Here is an 18144-nt window from a genome sequence, read left to right as displayed (position 1 = left end):
TTGAATGGAAACAATTGATCCAAAAGACATTACCCGCATCGCTGTCGTCGGTGCCGGCTGGGTCGGCATCAGTTTTGCTTACCAATTATCGATGGCGGCACTTTGTGAAGAGCTCGTCTTGATCGACTCGAACCACGCGAAAGCGGAAGGGGAGGCGATGGACTTGAACCACGGCATCTCGTTCGCACCGAGCCCGGTTCGGATTTGGGCAGGGGATTACACGGATTGTCGTGACGCCGATATCGTCATCATCACGGCAGGAGCCGCCCAAAAGCTCGGGCAGACACAGATGGACCTCGCCGGGCAAAATGCGGTCGTCGTCCGTGACGTCACAGAACAAATCATGGCGAGCGGCTTTGACGGGATCATCGTCGTCGCGACGAACCCGGTCAATGTGATGGCCCACGTCGCCTGGAAAGCGTCCGGCTTGCCGAAACACCGCGTCATCGGCTCAGGGACGGTGCTTGATACGGCACGTCTGCGTTATAAGCTCGGCGAATACTTCGACTTGTCGTCGCGTAACTGTCACGTCTACTATATGGGCGAACATGGTGCCGGTGGTTTCGTCGCCTGGGACAACGCCCGGATTTATGGCAAGTCGATGAAGCAATTGCTCGCCGACAATGATTCGTATCACCAAGAGGATTTAGACGCGATCTATCAAGAAGTACGCGATGCCGCGAACCAGATCATCGAATATAAGAGCGCGGCGTATTACGCGATTGGTCTCGGCTTGCTGCGCATCGTCCGGGCTATCGTCCGGAACGAGAACACGGTCGTGACGATCGGTGCCCATCTCGACGGTGAATACGGCGCCTCCGACCTCCATATCGGGGTACCTGCCTTGATCGACCGGAGCGGTATCAGTCAAATCATCGAAATCGACTTGACGGCTGAGGAGCAACAACAGTTCGACGCCTCGGTCGGACGGATTCGCCAGGCGATTGACAAAATCGAGACAAGTTCATAACAAAAACCCGGCTGCCGTTGCAGCCGGGTTCGTTGTTACGACGCCTTTTTCTCGGCGACGTCTTTCTTGTAATATTTTTCAGACGAGAAGAATTCAGTCGTCAGTCGCTTCACTTCACCGCTTAGCATCAATACGGCGATCATGTTCGGGATGAGGATCATCGCGAGCATGAAGTCGAGGAAGTTCCAAATCATCTGGGCGCCACCGATTGAACCGATGACGATCGATGCGATATAGACGACTTTCATCACTTTACCTGCCGTTAAACCGAATAAGTACTCGGCTTGGCGTGAGCCATAAAAGATGATGACGATGATCGTCGACAAGACGAAGAAGATGAGCGAGATCGTCACGAGCAGGCTGCCCGTATAACCGAAATATTCACGGAAAGCGATCGTCGTGAGTGCGGCCGGGTCGCTCATCGCGCCTTCGCGAGTCCAGACACCAGACGATAAGACGACGAACGCGGTCGTGCTACAGATGATGAGCGTGTCGATGACGATCCCGATGACGGCCCAGAAACCTTGGCGGACCGGGTGATCGGTCTGGGCGGCTGCGTGCGCAATCGGCGCCGTCCCGAGACCGGCCTCGTTCGAATAGAGTCCGCGGGCGAAACCCCAACGGATTGTCTCGGCAATGGCTGCCCCGGCGAATCCGCCGAGCGCGGCCATCGGTTGGAACGCGTACGAGAAGATGAGACCGAGAACGTCAGGGATTTGCGAGAAGTTCATCAAGACGATGATGAAACCGGCTCCGACGTACACGAGTGCCATCGCTGGAACAATGATTTCTGTTACTTTAGCGATTCGTTTCATGCCACCGAAGACGACGAGTGCGACGAGTCCGGCGACGATAATCCCGGTAATGAGCGTGTCGCCGTTGAACGTCTCACGGACGGCCGAGCTGACCGCGTTGCCTTGGACCATGATGCTCGGGATGAGCTCGATCATGAGGGCGAACGCGAACCATGAGGCGAGCCATTTCCACTTCAGCCCTTTGGCCATGTAGTAGACCGGGCCACCGACAAATTCGCCGGCTTCATTTTTCTCGCGGTAACGGACGGCGAGGACACTTTCCGAGAACTTAATGGCCATCCCGACGACGGCGATGACCCACATCCAGAAGATGGCGCCCGGTCCCCCGAACATGATCGCAGCCGGGACACCGATGATGTTGGCGGCACCGATCGTCGACGATAACGCCGACGTCAACGCCTGACGAGGACTGATGTCGCCTTCGCCTTTCGGTTTTTTGAAGACGCTTCCTAGCGTTTGTTGAACTATATAAAGCGGGTATCGGAATTGAAAGAATCCTAATTTTATGGTCAAGTATACACCTGATAACACGAGTAGGGAGATGATTGGGACTCCCCATAACCAATCTGAAAACGCCGTCACGATATTCACAATCTGTTCCACATCACCACTCCTAATCCAGTATTTTACTTATATAGTGTTACCTAAGCAGCGTCTCGCTAAACCTGTTATTTCATATGAAGGAGGAGAATACTCATGAAACTGGCTAAACAATTGATTGTCTCAGGACGCGTCCAAGGGGTCGGCTTTCGCTATTTTTGTCAAGCGACCGCGATTGAATCGAACCTAAAAGGGTGGGTCCGAAACTTGAGTGATGGTACGGTCGAGCTCCACGTCGAAGGGGATGAGAGGGACTATGCCTCGTTCAAACGCGCGCTCTACGATGGGAATCGGTTCGTCGGCGTCGAACAGATTGAAGAAACGGATATCGCGGAAGCATCGTACCGTAAATTCGATATCCGCTATTGACTATTTTTTTGAAAAGATGACATGAATTCGGTTGACAAGTAGGCTCCTGTTGTAAAAAGAGGGAGCTTTTTTTATATGGAAATCTACTTCTCAGAAAAATAAACATCTTTTTTAAAGATAGGGTGGTCAAAAAAAGGATAGTGTGTATAATGGAATAGACCAAGCGCTTTATTGTCAGAAAATTTAGTCATTTAGTCGGAATTTGTTCAACACGGAAGGTACTACAATGTATGTGGAGGTAGTTGTATGAAAAAATCAACATTATTCCCGTTAGCGTTTACGATTTTCGCATTATTCTTCGGAGCCGGGAACTTGCTGTTCCCACCGATGCTAGGAGCGTTGGCAGGTGAGAACCTGTTCCCAGCCCTAGTCGGATTCGTCATTACCGGCGTCGGACTTCCTTTACTCGCCTTGTTCGCGGTCGCGCGGGTCGGTGGAGGGTCTGATCAAATCGCCCAGTATATTCCGAAGCGTCTTGCACTCCTTTTGACGGGATTAATGTACGTGGCCATCGGACCGTTCTTCGGGATTCCTCGGACGGCAGCGGTCACGTATGAGATGGGAGTCGTGCCGTTTCTCGGTGCGCCGTCGACGTTCACACTCGCCATCAGTTCAACTGTCTTTTTCGGCTTGACGTTCCTCTTGACGCTCCGCGCTCAAAAGTTGATCGAGATCATCGGACGGATCATTACGCCGATCCTCCTCGTCTTGCTTGCTGGCATCGGGATCACAAACCTTGTGGCTCCACTCGGCTCACCGGTCGCGCCGGCAGCAGGGTATGAGACGTGGCTCGGGGCACTCGGTGAAGGCTTTAAACAAGGTTACTTGACGATGGACGTATTCGGGGCACTCGTCTTTGGTGCAATCGTCCTCGTCACGCTTAAAGCGAACGGGATGTCGGATCAAAAAGAAGCGTCATCGCTTCTCCGGACATCGGGATTGCTTGCCGTCACGTGTTTGATGCTCGTCTACATCTCGCTCGCATCGATCGGGGCGAACATGACGGGTGTCACGGGAACGACTGACGGAGCAAGCCTCCTTCAAACGTTTGCCGGTACATCGTTCGGTCAAGTCGGCATGCTCGCACTCGGGGCAGCGGTCTTCCTTGCTTGTTTGACGACAGCCGTCGGACTCATCAGTGAGTTTTCACGGTTCATGAGTAACACGTTCGAGTCGCTCAAGTACTACCAAGTCGTCATCGGGACAACGTTATTCGGTTACTTGATTTCACTCGTCGGTCTCGGTACGTTGATTGAAATCGCGATACCGTTACTCACGCTCTTGTATCCGGTCATGATCGCACTCGTGCTCGTTTCGGTCACGGAACGGATTCAACGTAACCCGCAAGTCGCCATGAAGGCGACCGTTTACACGGCGCTCGTGTTCTCGTTGTTCGAGACGGCACAAGGCTTGGCTCCAACAGCCGTGACTGCATGGATCACGAACTTGCCGATGGCTGAGATCGGGCTCGCCTGGGCAGTTCCGACGTTGATCGTTTATGTCGTCACACTGTTCTTACCGAAACAGCGGTCGAGCGGATCACTCGCCGAGTCACGCATCTCATAATCACAACGACACCCATCCTCTGGTCCAGGATGGGTGTTTTGCTGTCTTATCGTTTGCTCATTCCATTCATCAACAAGTAAAATGAATAGATGAAAAGGAAGTGACGTACGTTGACGACAAAACAAAAGAAACAATTGGCGATTCTCATGCTGAACATGTTCATCGCTGTAGCAGGATTCGGGATTATCATTCCAATCATTCCCGACTATTTAAAAATGATAGGTGAAGGCGGTACCGCCGCCGGACTGATGATTTCGGTCTTTGCCGGGGCGCAGTTGCTCATGTCACCGATCGCGGGGAAATGGGCGGACGTCTACGGTCGCCGGCTGATGATCATTTCAGGGCTCATCGGCTTCACCATCTCGATGGCAGTCTTTTACTTATCGGACAATTTGACGGTCTTACTGATCTCGCGCGCCATCGGCGGAGTCGGGGCCGCATTGCTCATTCCAGCCATCTTTGCTTACGTGGCCGACATTACGACGCTCAAACAACGGGCGAAAGGAAATAGCTATATTTCCGCGGCAATGTCGCTCGGGATCGTCATCGGACCAGGGATCGGGGGCTTCGTCGCCGAGTTCGGGCTGAAGGCACCGCTGCTTTTGTCGGCGATCGTCTCATTCGTCGCCGTCATCTCATCGATCATTCTATTGAAAGAACCGGACCGGGAAGCTTACGTCCGGACGAACGAGACCGAATCGCTGCCACGGCAACTCTTGTCGTCGACTCGAAAGCCGTACTTCTTCGTGCTCGTCATCAACTTGGTCATGGCGTTTGGGCTCATGGCATACGAGTCGGTGCTCGGATTGTTCGTCAGTGAGACGTTCAGTGCGACGCCGCAAGAAATTGCCGTCATGATCACAGGTACGGGGATCGTCAGTGTCATCGTTCAGCTGTTTGCCGTCGACCGACTCGTCTCGCTCTTCGGTGAGATCAAAGTCGTGCTCATCTTCATTATGCTCGCGGCACTCGGCTTCTTGTTCTCGCTGTTCGCGGGATCGTATGCGATTTTCTTCGCAATCACGCTCATCATCTTCTTGTCGACCTCGATTCTTCGTCCGGTGTTGAATACGCTTGTGTCGAAGATGGCAGATAAAGAACAAGGCTTCGCGATGGGGATGAACAACGCCTATATGAGTATCGGTAATATCGTCGGGCCGACGCTTGCCGGGATCGCTTTCGATATCGACATGCGCTATCCGTTCATCATGGGACTTGTCTTGTTGCTCGTGACGTTCAGCGGGACACTCAATTGGTCAAAGCGAAACGCGGAGACATCGTTCGAACAATAATGTGAGGAGGAAACACGATGATTTATGTCGGTGTGACCGGTTGGGGAGACCACGACCTGCTCTATACGACCCCGGAAGAGCGGAAGCACAAACTGTCGACATACGCCGGGCACTTTCCGACGGTGGAGGTCGACTCGTCGTTCTATGCGATCCAACCTGTGAAAAACTATGAGAAATGGAATCGTGAGACGCCGGACGGCTTTCAGTTCGTCGTCAAAGTTTCCAGGGAAATGAGCGGTCACGACCGTGAACCAAAGCTGCCGCTCGCCGAACTGTTCGAGCGCTACCGGACATCGGTCGAGCCGCTCAAACAGGCGGGTAAACTTCGGGCCGTCCTCGTCCAACTCCCGCCGTGGTTCGACGTCTCGAAGCCGCATCTCGACTATTTGCGGACGATTCGAGCGGAGCTGATCGACTATGACATCGCCGTCGAGTTTCGGAACCCGACGTGGTTCTCGGAAGCATTTCGCGACCGGACGCTCGCGTTCTTGACCGAGCAACGCTTCATCAACACGGTGTGCGACGAACCTCAGACGAAAGAGAGCAGCATCCCGTTCGTCCCGGTCGTCACGAACCCGGAAGTCGCAGTCGTCCGTCTGCACGGCCGCAATACGGCAGGGTGGCTCCGCAAACCCGGGATGACGAGCCAAGAGTGGCGTCACGTCCGCTGCTTGTATCGATACAGTGAGGATGAACTGCAAGAACTTGCGACGGCGTGCCGGGCACTCGAACGAGATGCCAAGTCGGTCTACGTCTATTTCAACAACAACTCGGCCGGGGATGCGGCACCGAACGCGAAACGTTTGATTGAGATTCTCGGTGCCGAGTATGAGCTCGCCCCGAGCCAAATCAGCCTGTTTTAGGAAGAGGGGATGGCCGTGCGTACGATTAAAATCTTTCATTACAATGACTTGCATTCAAAATTTCATAATTGGCCCCAACTTGTCTCCTTTTTGAACGAACGCCGACATGAGGACACGCTCGTCTTCGACCTCGGCGATCATGCCGATCGAACACACCCGGCGACGGAAGTGACGAAAGGGCAAGTGAACGTCCGCTTGCTCAATCGGCTCAATCCGACGGCCGTGACGATCGGCAACAACGAAGGCATCACGTTTCCGCACGACTGGCTCGATTCGCTCTATGAGGATGCGACGTTCCCCGTCTTGCTCGCGAACGTCTATCAAGCGGACGGGACGCGACCGGACTGGGCGACGGAGACGCTCGTCCTCGAGCGGTCCGGTGTGCGTGTCGGTCTGTTCGGCGTGACCGCACCGTATGAAGAGCTGTATCCTGAACTCGGTTGGCAAATTGAGTCACCGCTGACGGCGACTGCTCGGGCACTCGAGGAACTCAAAGGATGTGACGTCATCATCGCGCTCAGTCACCTCGGTTTCTACGCCGACGAGCGACTCGCCGAAGCGTTCCCGGCCATCGATGTCATCCTCGGGGCGCATACGCATCACGTGTTAGACGACGGTGTCATGAAAAACGGGGTATTGATCGCCCAGGCCGGGAAGTACGGGCAATACGTCGGAGAAGTCGAGTTGACGCTTCGGGACGGTCAAGTCGTAGAGAAGAAGGCGTGTCTCCATGACTTGACAGATCACGTTCAGGACGACGACACGCTACGGGCGTTGCGGTTCGAGTATGAACAAGCTGAGAGTTTGCTTGACGTGACGATTGCCGCCACGCCAGGCTATGGGAGCGATTGGTTCGGACCATCTCCGATTGCGGAGTTGTTGGCGCACGGATTAATGGACTGGTGTGATGCCGAAGTAAGCATCCTTCCATCGGGGATCCTGCTTGAAGGGTTGGCACCCGGACAAGTCACGCTCAATATGCTCCATCGCATCTGTCCGCACCCGATCAACCCATGTCTGTTGACACTCGACGGCGCAACGTTGCTTCGTTTCTTGAGCGATGTTCATGATGAGCCGTTCACGACGATGCACGTGCGTGGGCTCGGCTTTCGCGGGACGGTGCTCGGACAACCGATCGTCCACGGTCTTGAATTGAAACAAGGCCGCTACTTGCTTCGCGGCAACGAGATCGGGCTTGAACAGACGTATCGTGTCGCCACGGTCGACATGTTCACGTTCGGTCCGCTCCTGCCGTATTTGGCGGACCAGCCGAAGCGTTACTACATGCCGGAACTTCTGCGTGACGTGCTGCGTGAAACGATCATGGCGCGTCATGATGTGATCCGAAAACGATAGGGGAACTGTCGACGGGCGTGATATGATAGGAAAGTGGAGGTGTGAAAATGATTAGAGTGAATCACCATGGATATACCGTCATCGAAGAGAAACGCGACGGGTTTGACGAAGAGGCATTCATCGCTCGTTATAGTGATGTGCTCGATAAATATGATTACATCGTCGGAGATTGGGGACATGGTCAACTTCGTCTCAAAGGATTTTATGAAGTGAAGTCGAAGTTTGCCACGTACGATAATCGAATCGATCATGTGATGGACTATGTGTATGAGTATTGTAACTTTGGTTGTCCGTTCTTCGTCCTGAAGAAAGAGACAGAGATTGATGAAAGTGAAGACGGTCCTGTGTTCGGCGGAACGAAACAACCGCTCAAACTAAAACGAAAATTCAATAAATCGGAAGAAGCTGAAACTTCGACCGGTTCATGACGCGCTGATGACATCAGCGCTTTTTTTATTACATATATTTCCTAGATGTTTCGTTTAGGTGAAAAGATGGTGTGACAGGTTTAGGGATAAGAAAATTGTGATAATTTATATATAAGATAACTTTTTCTGTTCGGGTTTTGGAAGTGAGGTGGAAGGATGCAACACGTACAAACGACGACCGTCGGCGATCGCGATGACGTCCATAACCGAATCCATAACTTAGGATTGGGCTTACTGACGATGCTGTTCTTCGGGTTAGGTAGTATCATGACATTCTATTTCACAGCCGCGGTCCTTTTGTTTGAGTTGGTCCATGTCTTGCTCGTTCGCCGGTTCGAGTATCGGAATGCATTTCTAAAAAGCCGGTTGTTTAAAGCGATCTCACTGACTGTTGTCGCTACAGGTGTGCTCTTATTTATTCTATCGATGTCGCAGTTTTTTATGGGCAATATCTTATACTAACAGGGAAAAGGAGAAACCTTTCCCCTGTTTTCGTGTTTTTTGAAACCTTCTGCCGGCCAATGACGTACACTAAGGAAAGAATACAAACAAAGGATGGATACTATGACAGCACAATGGAAACAACACGCACAAAAAATGTTGACAGGTAATCGCTGGCTGCTCGCCGGGATTTTGATTTTGTTCGTTATATTGAACGGGATTCCCCAATCGTTCGCACCGACGATTGACGCAGAGTCAATGGAGCCATTGACGTCTATCGAGATGACGTTATCGTTCTTATCGTTCCTTCTGACGTTGTTGATCGCACCGCTCACGGTCGGATGGTCATGGCTCGTCCTCTCCGTGTCACGCGGCGACAAGCCGGCCGTCTCGAAATTATTTGAACCGTTCCAAACCGGCTATGTGAAGCACGTGCTCGCTCCGTTCTTCGTAGGGTTGTTCATCTTCTTATGGGCATTGTTACTCGTGATCCCAGGAATCGTCAAAGCGTTCTCGTACTCGCTCACGAACTATATTTTACGTGATCAGCCGGAACTGTCGGCTCTCGAGGCGATCACGGAGTCGCGCCGGATGATGGACGGTCACAAGATGGACGCGTTCAAACTCGTCCTTTCGTTCATCGGTTGGTTCTTCGTCGGCGTGTTCACGCTCGGAATCGGGTTCTTGTACGTATATCCGTACTTCTCGACGACGTACGCCGCGTTCTATGATTCGCTTCAAAAAGACAAGCGTCCAGAACCACAGTATATGACGGACCATACTTCAGGTGACGTGCCGACAGGATTTTAATAAAAAACCTCCGCTCAAATTTTGAGCGGAGGTTTTGTCATGCTTCGACTTGTTGTTTGTTCAGGTACGGCTTCAACGACAACGTGTGTTCAGCGACGACTTTGCGGATCGTCTTCGTCTTCGAACGCATGACGAGCGACGTCGTCTCGACGATATCGTCCGTCAAGAACTTAACGCCGTCGAGCAGTTCACCCGTCGTGACACCGGTCGCGGCAAAGATGCAATCGTCACTCTTGACGAGATCGTCGATCGTGAGGAGTTGGAGCGGGTCCTCGATACCCATCGAGATGACGCGGGCCGTCTCTTCTTCGTTCATCGGGTGAAGGCGGGCTTGCATATCGCCGCCGAGCGCCTTGACGGCTGCTGCCGTGATGACGCCTTCTGGTGCGCCGCCTGTCGAGATGAAGATGTCGATCGGGTTCGATTTGATGGCTGCGGCGATCCCGGCCGAGACATCGCCGTCATCGAACAGTTTGACGCGTGCGCCCATACGCATCGCCGCTTGACGGAGATGTTCGTGGCGATCGCGGTCTTGCATGATGACGGTCACTTCTTCGATCCGTTTGCCGTTATAGAGCGCGGCTTTCTCGATGATCGACTCGAGCGGTTCGTCGAGCGAGACTTTCCCTTTCAGGTTCGGTCCGACAACAAGTTTATCCATATACATATCAGGTGCGTGGAGGAGAGCGCCTTTATCGGCGACTGCGATGACGACCATGGCGTCGCCGAGTCCTTTGGCGACGATCGATGTCCCTTCGAGCGGATCGACCGCGATATCGACTTCCGGCCCGAACGTCGTACCGAGGCGTTCGCCGATGTAAAGCATCGGCGCCTCATCTAATTCGCCTTCACCAATCACGACAGTCGCATCCATATTGACCGTACCGAGCACTTCGCGCATCGCTGACGTCGCCGCGTCATCGGCCTCGTTCTTTTGGCCGCGACCAATCCATTTTGATGATGCCAGTGCCGCTGCCTCGGTTGCTCGTACGATCTCTAACGCTAATTCTCGTTCCATAGTGTTGAACCCTCCACGTGATTTCTATTTAATGTGACATACTAATTAAAGTGTTAATCCGTGGATTAGTGTATCACAATCGAATAAATGATGTAAATAGGGGAGATTCTTTTCTCGAGTCGGAAAAAAGATTATGATAAGGGGCAGGGGGGATGACGATGTATTTTGTGAATAGAGAAAAAATCAATGAGACGCTGGCCCACATGGAAACGATGTTGCATCGGATCGATCAGCTCGAAGGGGACGCGTTCACACTTGAACTTGCGAAAGAGCGTTTGGCCGTGCATTTGATGGAAGGCGTCATCGATGTCGGCAACTCGATGATCGACGGCTTCATTATGCGCGATCCGGGGAGTTATGAAGATATCGTCGACATTTTATTGGACGAGCGCGTACTCGACGCCCAGACGGCTCAAGCGGCGAAAGAGCTCGTCATGATGCGTGCCTATTACGTCCGGGAGTTCGTCACGTCGGATTCGGCTCGCTTTGACGCCTGGACGGAGCGTCAAAAAGAGACGTTCGCAGCATTTCCCGAGCAAGTCCGCCGCTATTTAGAAGTGGAACTTGGACCAGTATCAGCATTTTTACCGGAAAGCGAGTGATTAGATGAATTTAATTAAAGGATACTTATTTGATTTAGATGGAACGATCTATGCGGGCACCGAGCCGATCAAAGCAGCGGTCGACTTCGTGAACCGGCTCGAGGCGACGGGCTTCCCGTACTTGTTCGTCACGAACAACGCCTCGATGACGCCGAAACAAGTCGCGGATAAGCTCGTGTCGATGGGTGTCCATGTGACGCCCGAGCACGTCTTGACGAGTGCGATGGCAACGGCCCGTTATATCGAGAAGATGACACCAGGGGCGACCGTTTATATGATCGGGGAAGACGGTCTCCGGATCGCGCTTGAAGAGCGTGGCTTCCATGTGACGGACGAACCGAAAGCCGACTACGTCGTCATCGGGCTCGACCGCCACATCACGTACGAGAAATTGGCGAAAGGTGCGCTCGCGATTCGGTCCGGCGCCCGCTTCATCTCGACGAACGGAGATATCGCCATCCCGACCGAGCGCGGCTTTTTACCGGGCAACGGCGCGCTCACGTCCGTGCTCACGGTGACAACGGAGAAAGACCCGTTCTTCATCGGCAAGCCGGAGCCGGTCATGATTGACATCGCCCTCGAGATGATCGGTCTGACGAAAGACGAGGTCGTCATGGTCGGGGACAACTACCATACGGACATCTTGTTTGGGATCAACGGAGGGCTACGGACGCTGCACGTCAATTCAGGCGTTCACGGGCCGGCGTTCATCCAAGAACAAGAAAAGCTCCCGACCTATATGGTCGAGAGCTTGGACGAATGGACACATGCATGAAAAAAAGGGATGACTCACGTCTCCCTTTTTGTTTAGAATACTTGTTCGACTTCGACGATGCCAGGTACTTCTTCAATGAGCGCGCGCTCAATTCCGGCTTTCAAAGTGATTGTTGAAGACGGGCAGCTGCCGCATGCACCCATCAAACGAAGTTTGACGATGCCTTCATCTACATCAACGAGTTCGACGTCACCGCCGTCGCGAAGCAAGAACGGGCGTAATTTATCGAGTACTTCTTGGACTTGATCAAACATTTCCATGGTATCTACCCCTTTCTGGTTCTATTCCATTCTAGCAAGTTTGAGATTGTTTCTCAATCTTTAACGCTGAGCGTTTTGTGACAAGGGCGCTGCGTGATTTTTGTATAATAGAAATAAATAGGGGGAATGACGATGAAAATCACGGTATACGGGGCAGAAGTACAGTGTGCGAGCTGTGTCGGGGCACCGAGCTCGGTCGAGACATATGAATGGTTACAAAGTGCGCTCGCTCGGAAATATCCGGAGCGCAAGTTCGAGTTCGAATACATCGACTTCGAGCAAGCGGACGATGAGATCGCCGAGGCGATCAAGCAAGACGAATGGTTTTACCCGCTCGTCCTCTTGAACGGGGAAGTCGTCGACGAAGGAGTCGTCCAGTTGCGTAAAGTGTATACGGCGATTGACGAGAATTAAACGACATCATAAAACAAGGTTGAGCGAATACACATTCGTTCAACCTTGTTTTCGATTTAGCGAAGTTGGAACGACGACGTCGCTGAACTTGCCGTGTATCCTGAGAGCGTCGCATCCGCTTTCACTTGGTACGTCCCTCGTTGTGAAGAAGAACCAGTCGAGAGCGTGAACGTGATTGCTCCGCTTGAGTTCGTTTTACCTGTCCCTGTGAGCGTCGAGCCGTAAGGTTGTGTCACCGTCACACGAACGTCCGCGTTCGCGACCGCTTGACCGTTCGCATCACGTACCGTCGATGAGATTGATACAACTTCACCAGCGTAGTATGTCGACTTAGACGTCGATACAGTCGCCGCGAGCGCTTGAACCGGTTGTGACGTGCCGCCTGACGTTGGCGCTTGAACGAGTCCGTTGCCGAATAGTGTATCGCGACCTGCCGTGCCGAGGTCGATCGTATCTTGTGACAGACGCGTCCGGAGCTGTGAAGATGAGAGCGTCGGGTACGCTTGTTTCATGAGCGCCAAGTTCCCGGCGACGTATGGTGTCGCCATCGACGTCCCGCTCAATTGACCGTAGCCGCCGCTTGAGAGTGTCGAGTTGATGTTCACACCAGGAGCCGCGACTTCGACTGTACTGCCAGTAGCGGAGAACGAAGCGCGATTGTTGTTGATGTCCGTCGCCGCGACCGCGATGGCCGAGCTGTAGCGCGCCGGGTAGTTGACGAGGTCGCCGCTGCCGTCGGCTCGGCCGTTGTTACCAGCCGCTGCGACGACGAGAATGCCTGAATTGTTCGCCCGATCGACGACTTGTTGGAGCGTCGTCGAAGGACTCGTCGTTCCGAGGCTCAAGTTGATGATATCCATTTGATTCGAAATCGACCAGTCGATACCGGCGATGATGCTCGACAGGCTACCGCTGCCGTTCGCCTCGAGCGCTTTGACGGCGTAAATACTTGCCTCATGGGCGATCCCGACCGTTCCGATGCCGTTGTCACGTGCCGCGATGATCCCGGCGACGTGCGTGCCGTGTCCGTTGTCGTCGGCATATGAACTCGTCACACTGCTAAATGACGCTCCACCTGCAATCGTCAAGTCCGGATGCGCTGAGATTCCGGTATCGACGACGGATACTTTAATACCTTTTCCGGTGAAGCCGTTCTGCCAAGCCGAGGGTGCTTTCAGTTTTGGAATTCCCCAGTCTTGGGTTTGATTCTCAATTTGTACCGTCTGATCGACTTCGATGTGGGCGACGTTTGGATTGTTTTTCAATCCGTTCAGCGCTGCTTTCGGCACTTCGATGGCAGCAGCTGGGATGTTGGCGTATTGCTGTTTGACTTCCATGCCTTCAATCGAGAGCGGGATTTTCTTCGCCGACTGTTTGAACACGACGATGACACGTTCTTTTTCCTTGTCAGGACTGGCGTCTACTGCTTGTGGGACGGTTGACAAGACGAGAAGCGAGGCGAGGACGGTGCTACAGATCTTCTTCAATGGATTTCCCCCTTTGGATTATGTAGGCGAGATGACATGATGTCGAACTGCCGTGCTCATAGAGTAACAAGTTTTTCCATCGGATAGAATATGTCAATCGAATCAATAATCTGAAAATTTAGACAAGTATATCAGGGACAGAGATACAAGACTTTTGGCGCAAGGCAAAGAAGGATGAACGGGTAAGCGGCTGTCATCACATAAAAAAATCGCGAGATGGCAAGGCAGCCATTTCGCGATTCGGTCGTATTATTTGATGACTTTATGTTTCCACAGGATACCGGACTTGAGAAGTCGGGCCACTTTCCCGGTCAGCGACTGTTTCCCCATGAAGACGCCGAAGCCGGCCTTCTTCCCGAGCGACCCGAGCGTGCCTCGGAGTTTAATATCCGGCAACTCAGGATAAGCCACGCCTTTCCACTTGCAGAGCAGCACTTGGACGATTTGTTCCGCTTGTGCCTCGGCGAGTTGACCTGAAGGTGCGTACGGGAGGCTGGCGTTGTCACCGACAACGAAGACGTCAGGCAAATCGGGGACGTAGTGGTGCGGTGTCAGTTTCACACGGCCGCCCCCATCGAGCTCCCACCCTTGGTTCCGGACGACGGCGACCGGTTGGATCCCGGCCGTCCAGACCGTCAAGTCAGCGGCAAAGTGTTGTTCGTGGTTCCATAGACCGTCTGGGTCGACCCGGACGATGTTGGCATTGTTGATGACTTCAACGCCATGCTCTTCAAACCATGATTGAACGTACATCGAGACACGGCTCGATAAAAAGGACAGGACGGAAGGGCCACGGTCGAACAGTCGGACGGTCAGATCGGGACGGCTCTCGCGAAGTTCGCTCGCGAGCTCGACACCGGATAGCCCGGCCCCGACGATCGAGACGATCGAACCGGGCGACAAGCCGTTGATCGCTTGTTGCGTCTTGCGTGACTCTTCTAACGTTTGGATACTATACGTGAACTCGGCGGCGCCGGGCACGTTATGGTATTTGTCCTCGCAGCCTAAGCCGATGACGAGGTCGTCGTACGGCACTTTTTCCCCGCTTGCGAGCAACACCATCTTGTCGGTCGTATCGATGTCGGTGACTTGCCCGTATATGTAGTCGACTTCTTCCGGGAAATCGACACGGATGTCACGATCGGATACCGTTCCTGCGGCTAGTGCATAATACTCTGTTTTTAATCCGTGATAAGGTAGACGGTCGATTAATGTGATCGATACGTCCTTCAGCTGATGGCCGAGGACGCGTTCGATTACACGCATACCCCCGTAACCGCCTCCTAAGACGACTAATTTGCGCATAAAAATCCCCCTTTGTTACTCTCTAACTGTACCATGATATAATACCTCGTAGAAGAACCATTTTCCCGCAATAGGGGAAGAAAGACGGTGAAAAAAATGATGAATCCGATCATCGAGTTTTGTGCCTCGAACTTAGCGATGGGTTCACAGATCGCCCGGGCAAAACTAGAGTCCGATCCTGACCTAGACGTCGTCGAATATGGCTGTACCGGCTACTGTGGGGTCTGCTCGCTCGACTTGTTCTGTCTCGTCGACGGAGAAGTCGTGATCGGGGAGACGCCGGAACAACTCGTCACGAACGTGTATGAAAAAATCGAAGAGATGGCCTGGTAAAAAAGTTTGAGATTTCTCAAACTTTTTTCTTTTTGACCCGTTGCTTTTTTTAAAACGGTTTGGTATATTCTAAGAGGTTCGAATGTAGGTTGTCTGACGTTTAACAACATAAAAAGAAAGCGTTTCAAACGGTAGGGCACATCTTGATTCGGGTATAACACAATCATCGGGTTTTCAATATGAAAGGAGCACAACACCAATGAACATCATGAGCGTGGTTGGTATTTTGGCACTAATTGGAATCGCTTACATCTTCTCGACCAACCGTAAAGCCATCAAATGGCGTACAGTTCTTGCCGCCTTCGCGATCCAGTTTACGTTCGCATTCCTCGTCCTCTTCACATCGGTAGGGCGTTCGGCGTTAGAATTTATCTCAGGAGGCGTCCAAAACGTCTTGAACACGGCGAACGCCGGAATCGGCTTCGTCTTCGGTACGGCAGTCGGGGGAGACAACTTCGTCTTCGCGTTCCAAGTATTACCGATCATCATCTTTATGTCTTCGTTAATTGCATTTCTTTACTACATCGGCGTCATGCAATGGGTCATCCGTATCCTCGGTACGGCACTTGCAAAAGCACTCGGTACGTCACGTAAAGAATCGCTCTCAGCGACGGCGAACATCTTCGTCGGTCAGACGGAAGCACCGCTCGTCATCAAGCCTTACCTCCCATCAATGACACAATCTGAATTGTTTGCCGTCATGGTCGGTGGTCTTGCGTCGGTTGCCGGTTCGGTACTTGCTGGATACGCCGCGCTCGGTGTTCCGCTCGAGTACTTGCTCGCCGCGAGCTTCATGGCCGCGCCTGCTGGTTTGATGTTTGCGAAAATCATCGTCCCGGAAACAGAAACTCCGGATGATGATATCGAGATTGCAGAAGATGAAGAGAACAAAGCAGCAAACTTCGTCGATGCGGCCGCTCGCGGTGCGTCAGACGGGTTGTTCCTCGCGTTGAACGTCGGTGCGATGCTTCTTGCCTTCGTTTCATTGATCGCACTCGTCAACTTGCTTCTCGGTGGAATCGGTGGCTGGTTCGGTCTAGAAGGTCTCTCACTTCAGTTGATCCTTGGTTACGTGTTTGCACCGCTCGCGTTCGTCATCGGTGTACCATGGGCAGATGCCGTACAATTCGGTAGCTTCCTTGGACAAAAACTCGTCTTGAACGAATTCGTTGCCTTCTCTGAGTTCGCACCGATCATCGGTTCAGGTGATTTGTCAGCTCGTACAGAAGCGATGATCGCGTTCGCACTCTGTGGATTCGCCAACATCTCATCACTCGCCATCCTTCTCGGTGGTCTTGGTGGTATGGCTCCGAACCGTCGTAACGACATCGCACGTATGGGTGTCCTCGCGATTCTCGCAGGTACGCTTGCGAACTTGATGTCAGCGACTCTCGCTGGTCTTCTTCTCTAATCGTTATTCACGAACAAGAGCGCTCACTCCGGTGGGCGCTCTTGTTCGTTCATGTAACTATCCGCATCGAAAAAAGCACCCAAGGGAGAAGTTCCTTTGGGTGCTTGTGTATTAAGCTTGCAGTTGCATTTGTTGACGTTCGATCCACGGCTTCAACTTCAGGAAGAGCGGGACGAACAAGGCGGTGATCAATAATGCCTTAATCAAGTTGAACGGTAAGATACCGTACAGGACGAGGTTCGTCTTGACTGCTGGATCGGCCATCTCGGCCATTCCGAAGAAGAACGCGTAAGCTGGTAAGATGAGTAGGTAGTTCAAAATCGCCAAGCTGATCGCCATCGTGATCGTACCTGCCACGAGGCCTGAAGCGAGCGCTTTATTCGTTTTACGTTTATGGTAGAACCAAGCGACCGGATACATGAATGCGACACCTGCAAAGAAGTTCGCGACTTCACCGACCGGGACGCCGCCACCGTTAAAGACATAGTAGAGGACGTTTTTTAGAGCGACGACCACGACACCTGCGAGTGGTGAGAAGACGATACCGGCGACGAGCGCTGGGATGTCACTGAAGTCCACTTTCAGGAAGGGTGGCAGGAAGGGCAGCGGGAAGTTAAAGAGCATGAGGACGAATGAAATCGCCCCGAGCATCGATAGCGTCACCAGTGTTGTCAATCGTTTGTTGCGCGTTGTTTTCATCAAAATCTCTCCTTTTGTCGCTCCTTGATGAATGGCACCCGTCGCATAGAAAAACCCGATTGTGTGAACAATCGGGAGAGTTTACGCGCATACGAAATAGATGTTCTCATCAACGTTTAAACCACGCCAAAGAAAACATCCGGATATCGGTCGGATGCCGCCATCTTCTCCCATCCAGACTTTACTGTCGGCTTTCGAATCTCACGAAATCAGCAAGCAACGCCTTGCTCGCTCACGGGCTGAGAAGAACTTGTCTTCAATACCGCCGGTCGGGAATTTCACCCTGCCCCGAAGATGGAACGATTTAATTTTTTTTGTTACAGTTTAGTT

At 52.6% G+C, this 18144-nt stretch carries 20 protein-coding genes and 1 riboswitch; of the genes, 14 read left to right on the top strand and 6 right to left on the bottom strand.

Translation table 11 applies throughout. The annotated features are described in order from the left end of the window. The first annotated feature begins 4 nt into the window (after positions 1–4). Positions 5–970: an L-lactate dehydrogenase gene (locus tag EVJ23_RS02460; protein WP_131463928.1), complete on the top strand. Its 966-nt coding sequence runs from the start codon at positions 5–7 to the stop codon at positions 968–970. Positions 971–1005: 35 nt separating this feature from the next. Here the strand turns inward: EVJ23_RS02460 and EVJ23_RS02455 are convergent, their stop codons facing one another. Then, complete coding sequence (locus tag EVJ23_RS02455) at positions 1006–2388, bottom strand: alanine/glycine:cation symporter family protein (RefSeq protein ID WP_131463926.1); 1383 nt, start codon at positions 2386–2388, stop codon at positions 1006–1008. A 93-nt stretch (positions 2389–2481) separates the two neighbouring features. On the opposite strand from EVJ23_RS02455, the gene EVJ23_RS02450 reads away from it, so the two are divergent. The 8 genes from EVJ23_RS02450 (at position 2482) to EVJ23_RS02415 (ending at position 9510) form a co-directional block, all read left to right on the top strand. Next, complete coding sequence (locus EVJ23_RS02450) at positions 2482–2754, top strand: acylphosphatase (RefSeq protein WP_131463924.1); 273 nt, start codon at positions 2482–2484, stop codon at positions 2752–2754. Positions 2755–3000: 246 nt separating this feature from the next. Next, positions 3001–4320, top strand: a complete 1320-nt coding sequence (brnQ, locus tag EVJ23_RS02445; protein ID WP_131463922.1) for a branched-chain amino acid transport system II carrier protein — start codon at positions 3001–3003, stop codon at positions 4318–4320. Positions 4321–4430: 110 nt separating this feature from the next. After that, positions 4431–5612: an MFS transporter gene (locus EVJ23_RS02440; RefSeq protein ID WP_070328751.1), complete on the top strand. Its 1182-nt coding sequence runs from the start codon at positions 4431–4433 to the stop codon at positions 5610–5612. 17 nt (positions 5613–5629) lie between these two features. Further along, positions 5630–6475, top strand: a complete 846-nt coding sequence (locus tag EVJ23_RS02435; RefSeq protein ID WP_131455923.1) for a DUF72 domain-containing protein — start codon at positions 5630–5632, stop codon at positions 6473–6475. A gap of 9 nt (positions 6476–6484) precedes the next feature. After that, positions 6485–7831, top strand: a complete 1347-nt coding sequence (locus EVJ23_RS02430; protein WP_131463920.1) for a bifunctional metallophosphatase/5'-nucleotidase — start codon at positions 6485–6487, stop codon at positions 7829–7831. A 47-nt stretch (positions 7832–7878) separates the two neighbouring features. Then, positions 7879–8259, top strand: coding sequence for a YutD family protein (locus EVJ23_RS02425; protein ID WP_131463918.1), 381 nt, complete (start codon positions 7879–7881; stop codon positions 8257–8259). Between the two features lie 156 nt (positions 8260–8415). Then, the gene (locus EVJ23_RS02420) at positions 8416–8721 is read left to right on the top strand and encodes a hypothetical protein (protein ID WP_131463916.1); all 306 of its coding nucleotides are present in this window, start codon (positions 8416–8418) and stop codon (positions 8719–8721) included. Between the two features lie 102 nt (positions 8722–8823). Continuing rightward, a complete protein-coding gene (locus EVJ23_RS02415) occupies positions 8824–9510 on the top strand; it encodes a DUF975 family protein (RefSeq protein ID WP_131463914.1) in 687 nt (228 codons plus the stop codon). A 37-nt stretch (positions 9511–9547) separates the two neighbouring features. Here the strand turns inward: EVJ23_RS02415 and glpX are convergent, their stop codons facing one another. Next, positions 9548–10528 (bottom strand): class II fructose-bisphosphatase, encoded by a 981-nt coding sequence (glpX, locus tag EVJ23_RS02410; RefSeq protein ID WP_070328755.1) that lies wholly within the window; start codon positions 10526–10528, stop codon positions 9548–9550. Between the two features lie 158 nt (positions 10529–10686). On the opposite strand from glpX, the gene EVJ23_RS02405 reads away from it, so the two are divergent. Together EVJ23_RS02405 and EVJ23_RS02400 are read left to right on the top strand one after the other, a co-directional pair. Next, positions 10687–11130 (top strand): DUF86 domain-containing protein, encoded by a 444-nt coding sequence (locus tag EVJ23_RS02405; RefSeq protein WP_070328796.1) that lies wholly within the window; start codon positions 10687–10689, stop codon positions 11128–11130. A 4-nt stretch (positions 11131–11134) separates the two neighbouring features. After that, complete coding sequence (locus EVJ23_RS02400; RefSeq protein ID WP_070328756.1) at positions 11135–11905, top strand: TIGR01457 family HAD-type hydrolase; 771 nt, start codon at positions 11135–11137, stop codon at positions 11903–11905. 32 nt (positions 11906–11937) lie between these two features. Here the strand turns inward: EVJ23_RS02400 and EVJ23_RS02395 are convergent, their stop codons facing one another. Next, on the bottom strand, positions 11938–12165 hold the full coding sequence (locus tag EVJ23_RS02395; protein ID WP_016509169.1) for a NifU family protein: 228 nt from the start codon (positions 12163–12165) through the stop codon (positions 11938–11940). Between the two features lie 126 nt (positions 12166–12291). Between EVJ23_RS02395 and EVJ23_RS02390 the strand changes: the two genes are divergently transcribed. Further along, positions 12292–12579, top strand: coding sequence for a DUF1462 family protein (locus tag EVJ23_RS02390; RefSeq protein ID WP_071397900.1), 288 nt, complete (start codon positions 12292–12294; stop codon positions 12577–12579). A gap of 56 nt (positions 12580–12635) precedes the next feature. Here EVJ23_RS02390 and EVJ23_RS02385 read toward each other — a convergent pair whose 3' ends face one another. After that, on the bottom strand, positions 12636–14066 hold the full coding sequence (locus EVJ23_RS02385; RefSeq protein WP_131463912.1) for a S8 family peptidase: 1431 nt from the start codon (positions 14064–14066) through the stop codon (positions 12636–12638). 249 nt (positions 14067–14315) lie between these two features. Next, entirely contained in the window at positions 14316–15371 is a 1056-nt protein-coding gene (locus tag EVJ23_RS02380) for an NAD(P)/FAD-dependent oxidoreductase (RefSeq protein WP_131455937.1), read from the bottom strand. Between the two features lie 96 nt (positions 15372–15467). Here EVJ23_RS02380 and EVJ23_RS02375 point away from each other — a divergent pair, with 96 nt between their 5' ends. Together EVJ23_RS02375 and EVJ23_RS02370 are read left to right on the top strand one after the other, a co-directional pair. Further along, entirely contained in the window at positions 15468–15704 is a 237-nt protein-coding gene (locus EVJ23_RS02375) for a YuzB family protein (RefSeq protein ID WP_035386187.1), read from the top strand. Between the two features lie 199 nt (positions 15705–15903). After that, positions 15904–17115, top strand: coding sequence for a NupC/NupG family nucleoside CNT transporter (locus EVJ23_RS02370; protein ID WP_131463910.1), 1212 nt, complete (start codon positions 15904–15906; stop codon positions 17113–17115). A 111-nt stretch (positions 17116–17226) separates the two neighbouring features. Here the strand turns inward: EVJ23_RS02370 and EVJ23_RS02365 are convergent, their stop codons facing one another. Continuing rightward, positions 17227–17814 carry an ECF transporter S component gene (locus EVJ23_RS02365; protein WP_131463908.1) on the bottom strand — a complete coding sequence of 196 codons (588 nt, stop codon included), beginning with the start codon at positions 17812–17814 and terminating at the stop codon, positions 17227–17229. Positions 17815–17972: 158 nt separating this feature from the next. Beyond that, positions 17973–18114: riboswitch (FMN riboswitch) on the bottom strand. Positions 18115–18144: the final 30 nt, after the last annotated feature.

It is taken from the genome of Exiguobacterium sp. SH1S1 (assembly GCF_004337245.1).
Classification (GTDB): domain Bacteria; phylum Bacillota; class Bacilli; order Exiguobacteriales; family Exiguobacteriaceae; genus Exiguobacterium; species Exiguobacterium aurantiacum_A.
The sequence above is the reverse complement of the archived record's forward strand: the minus strand, read 5'-3'. Positions and strand labels throughout refer to the sequence as shown.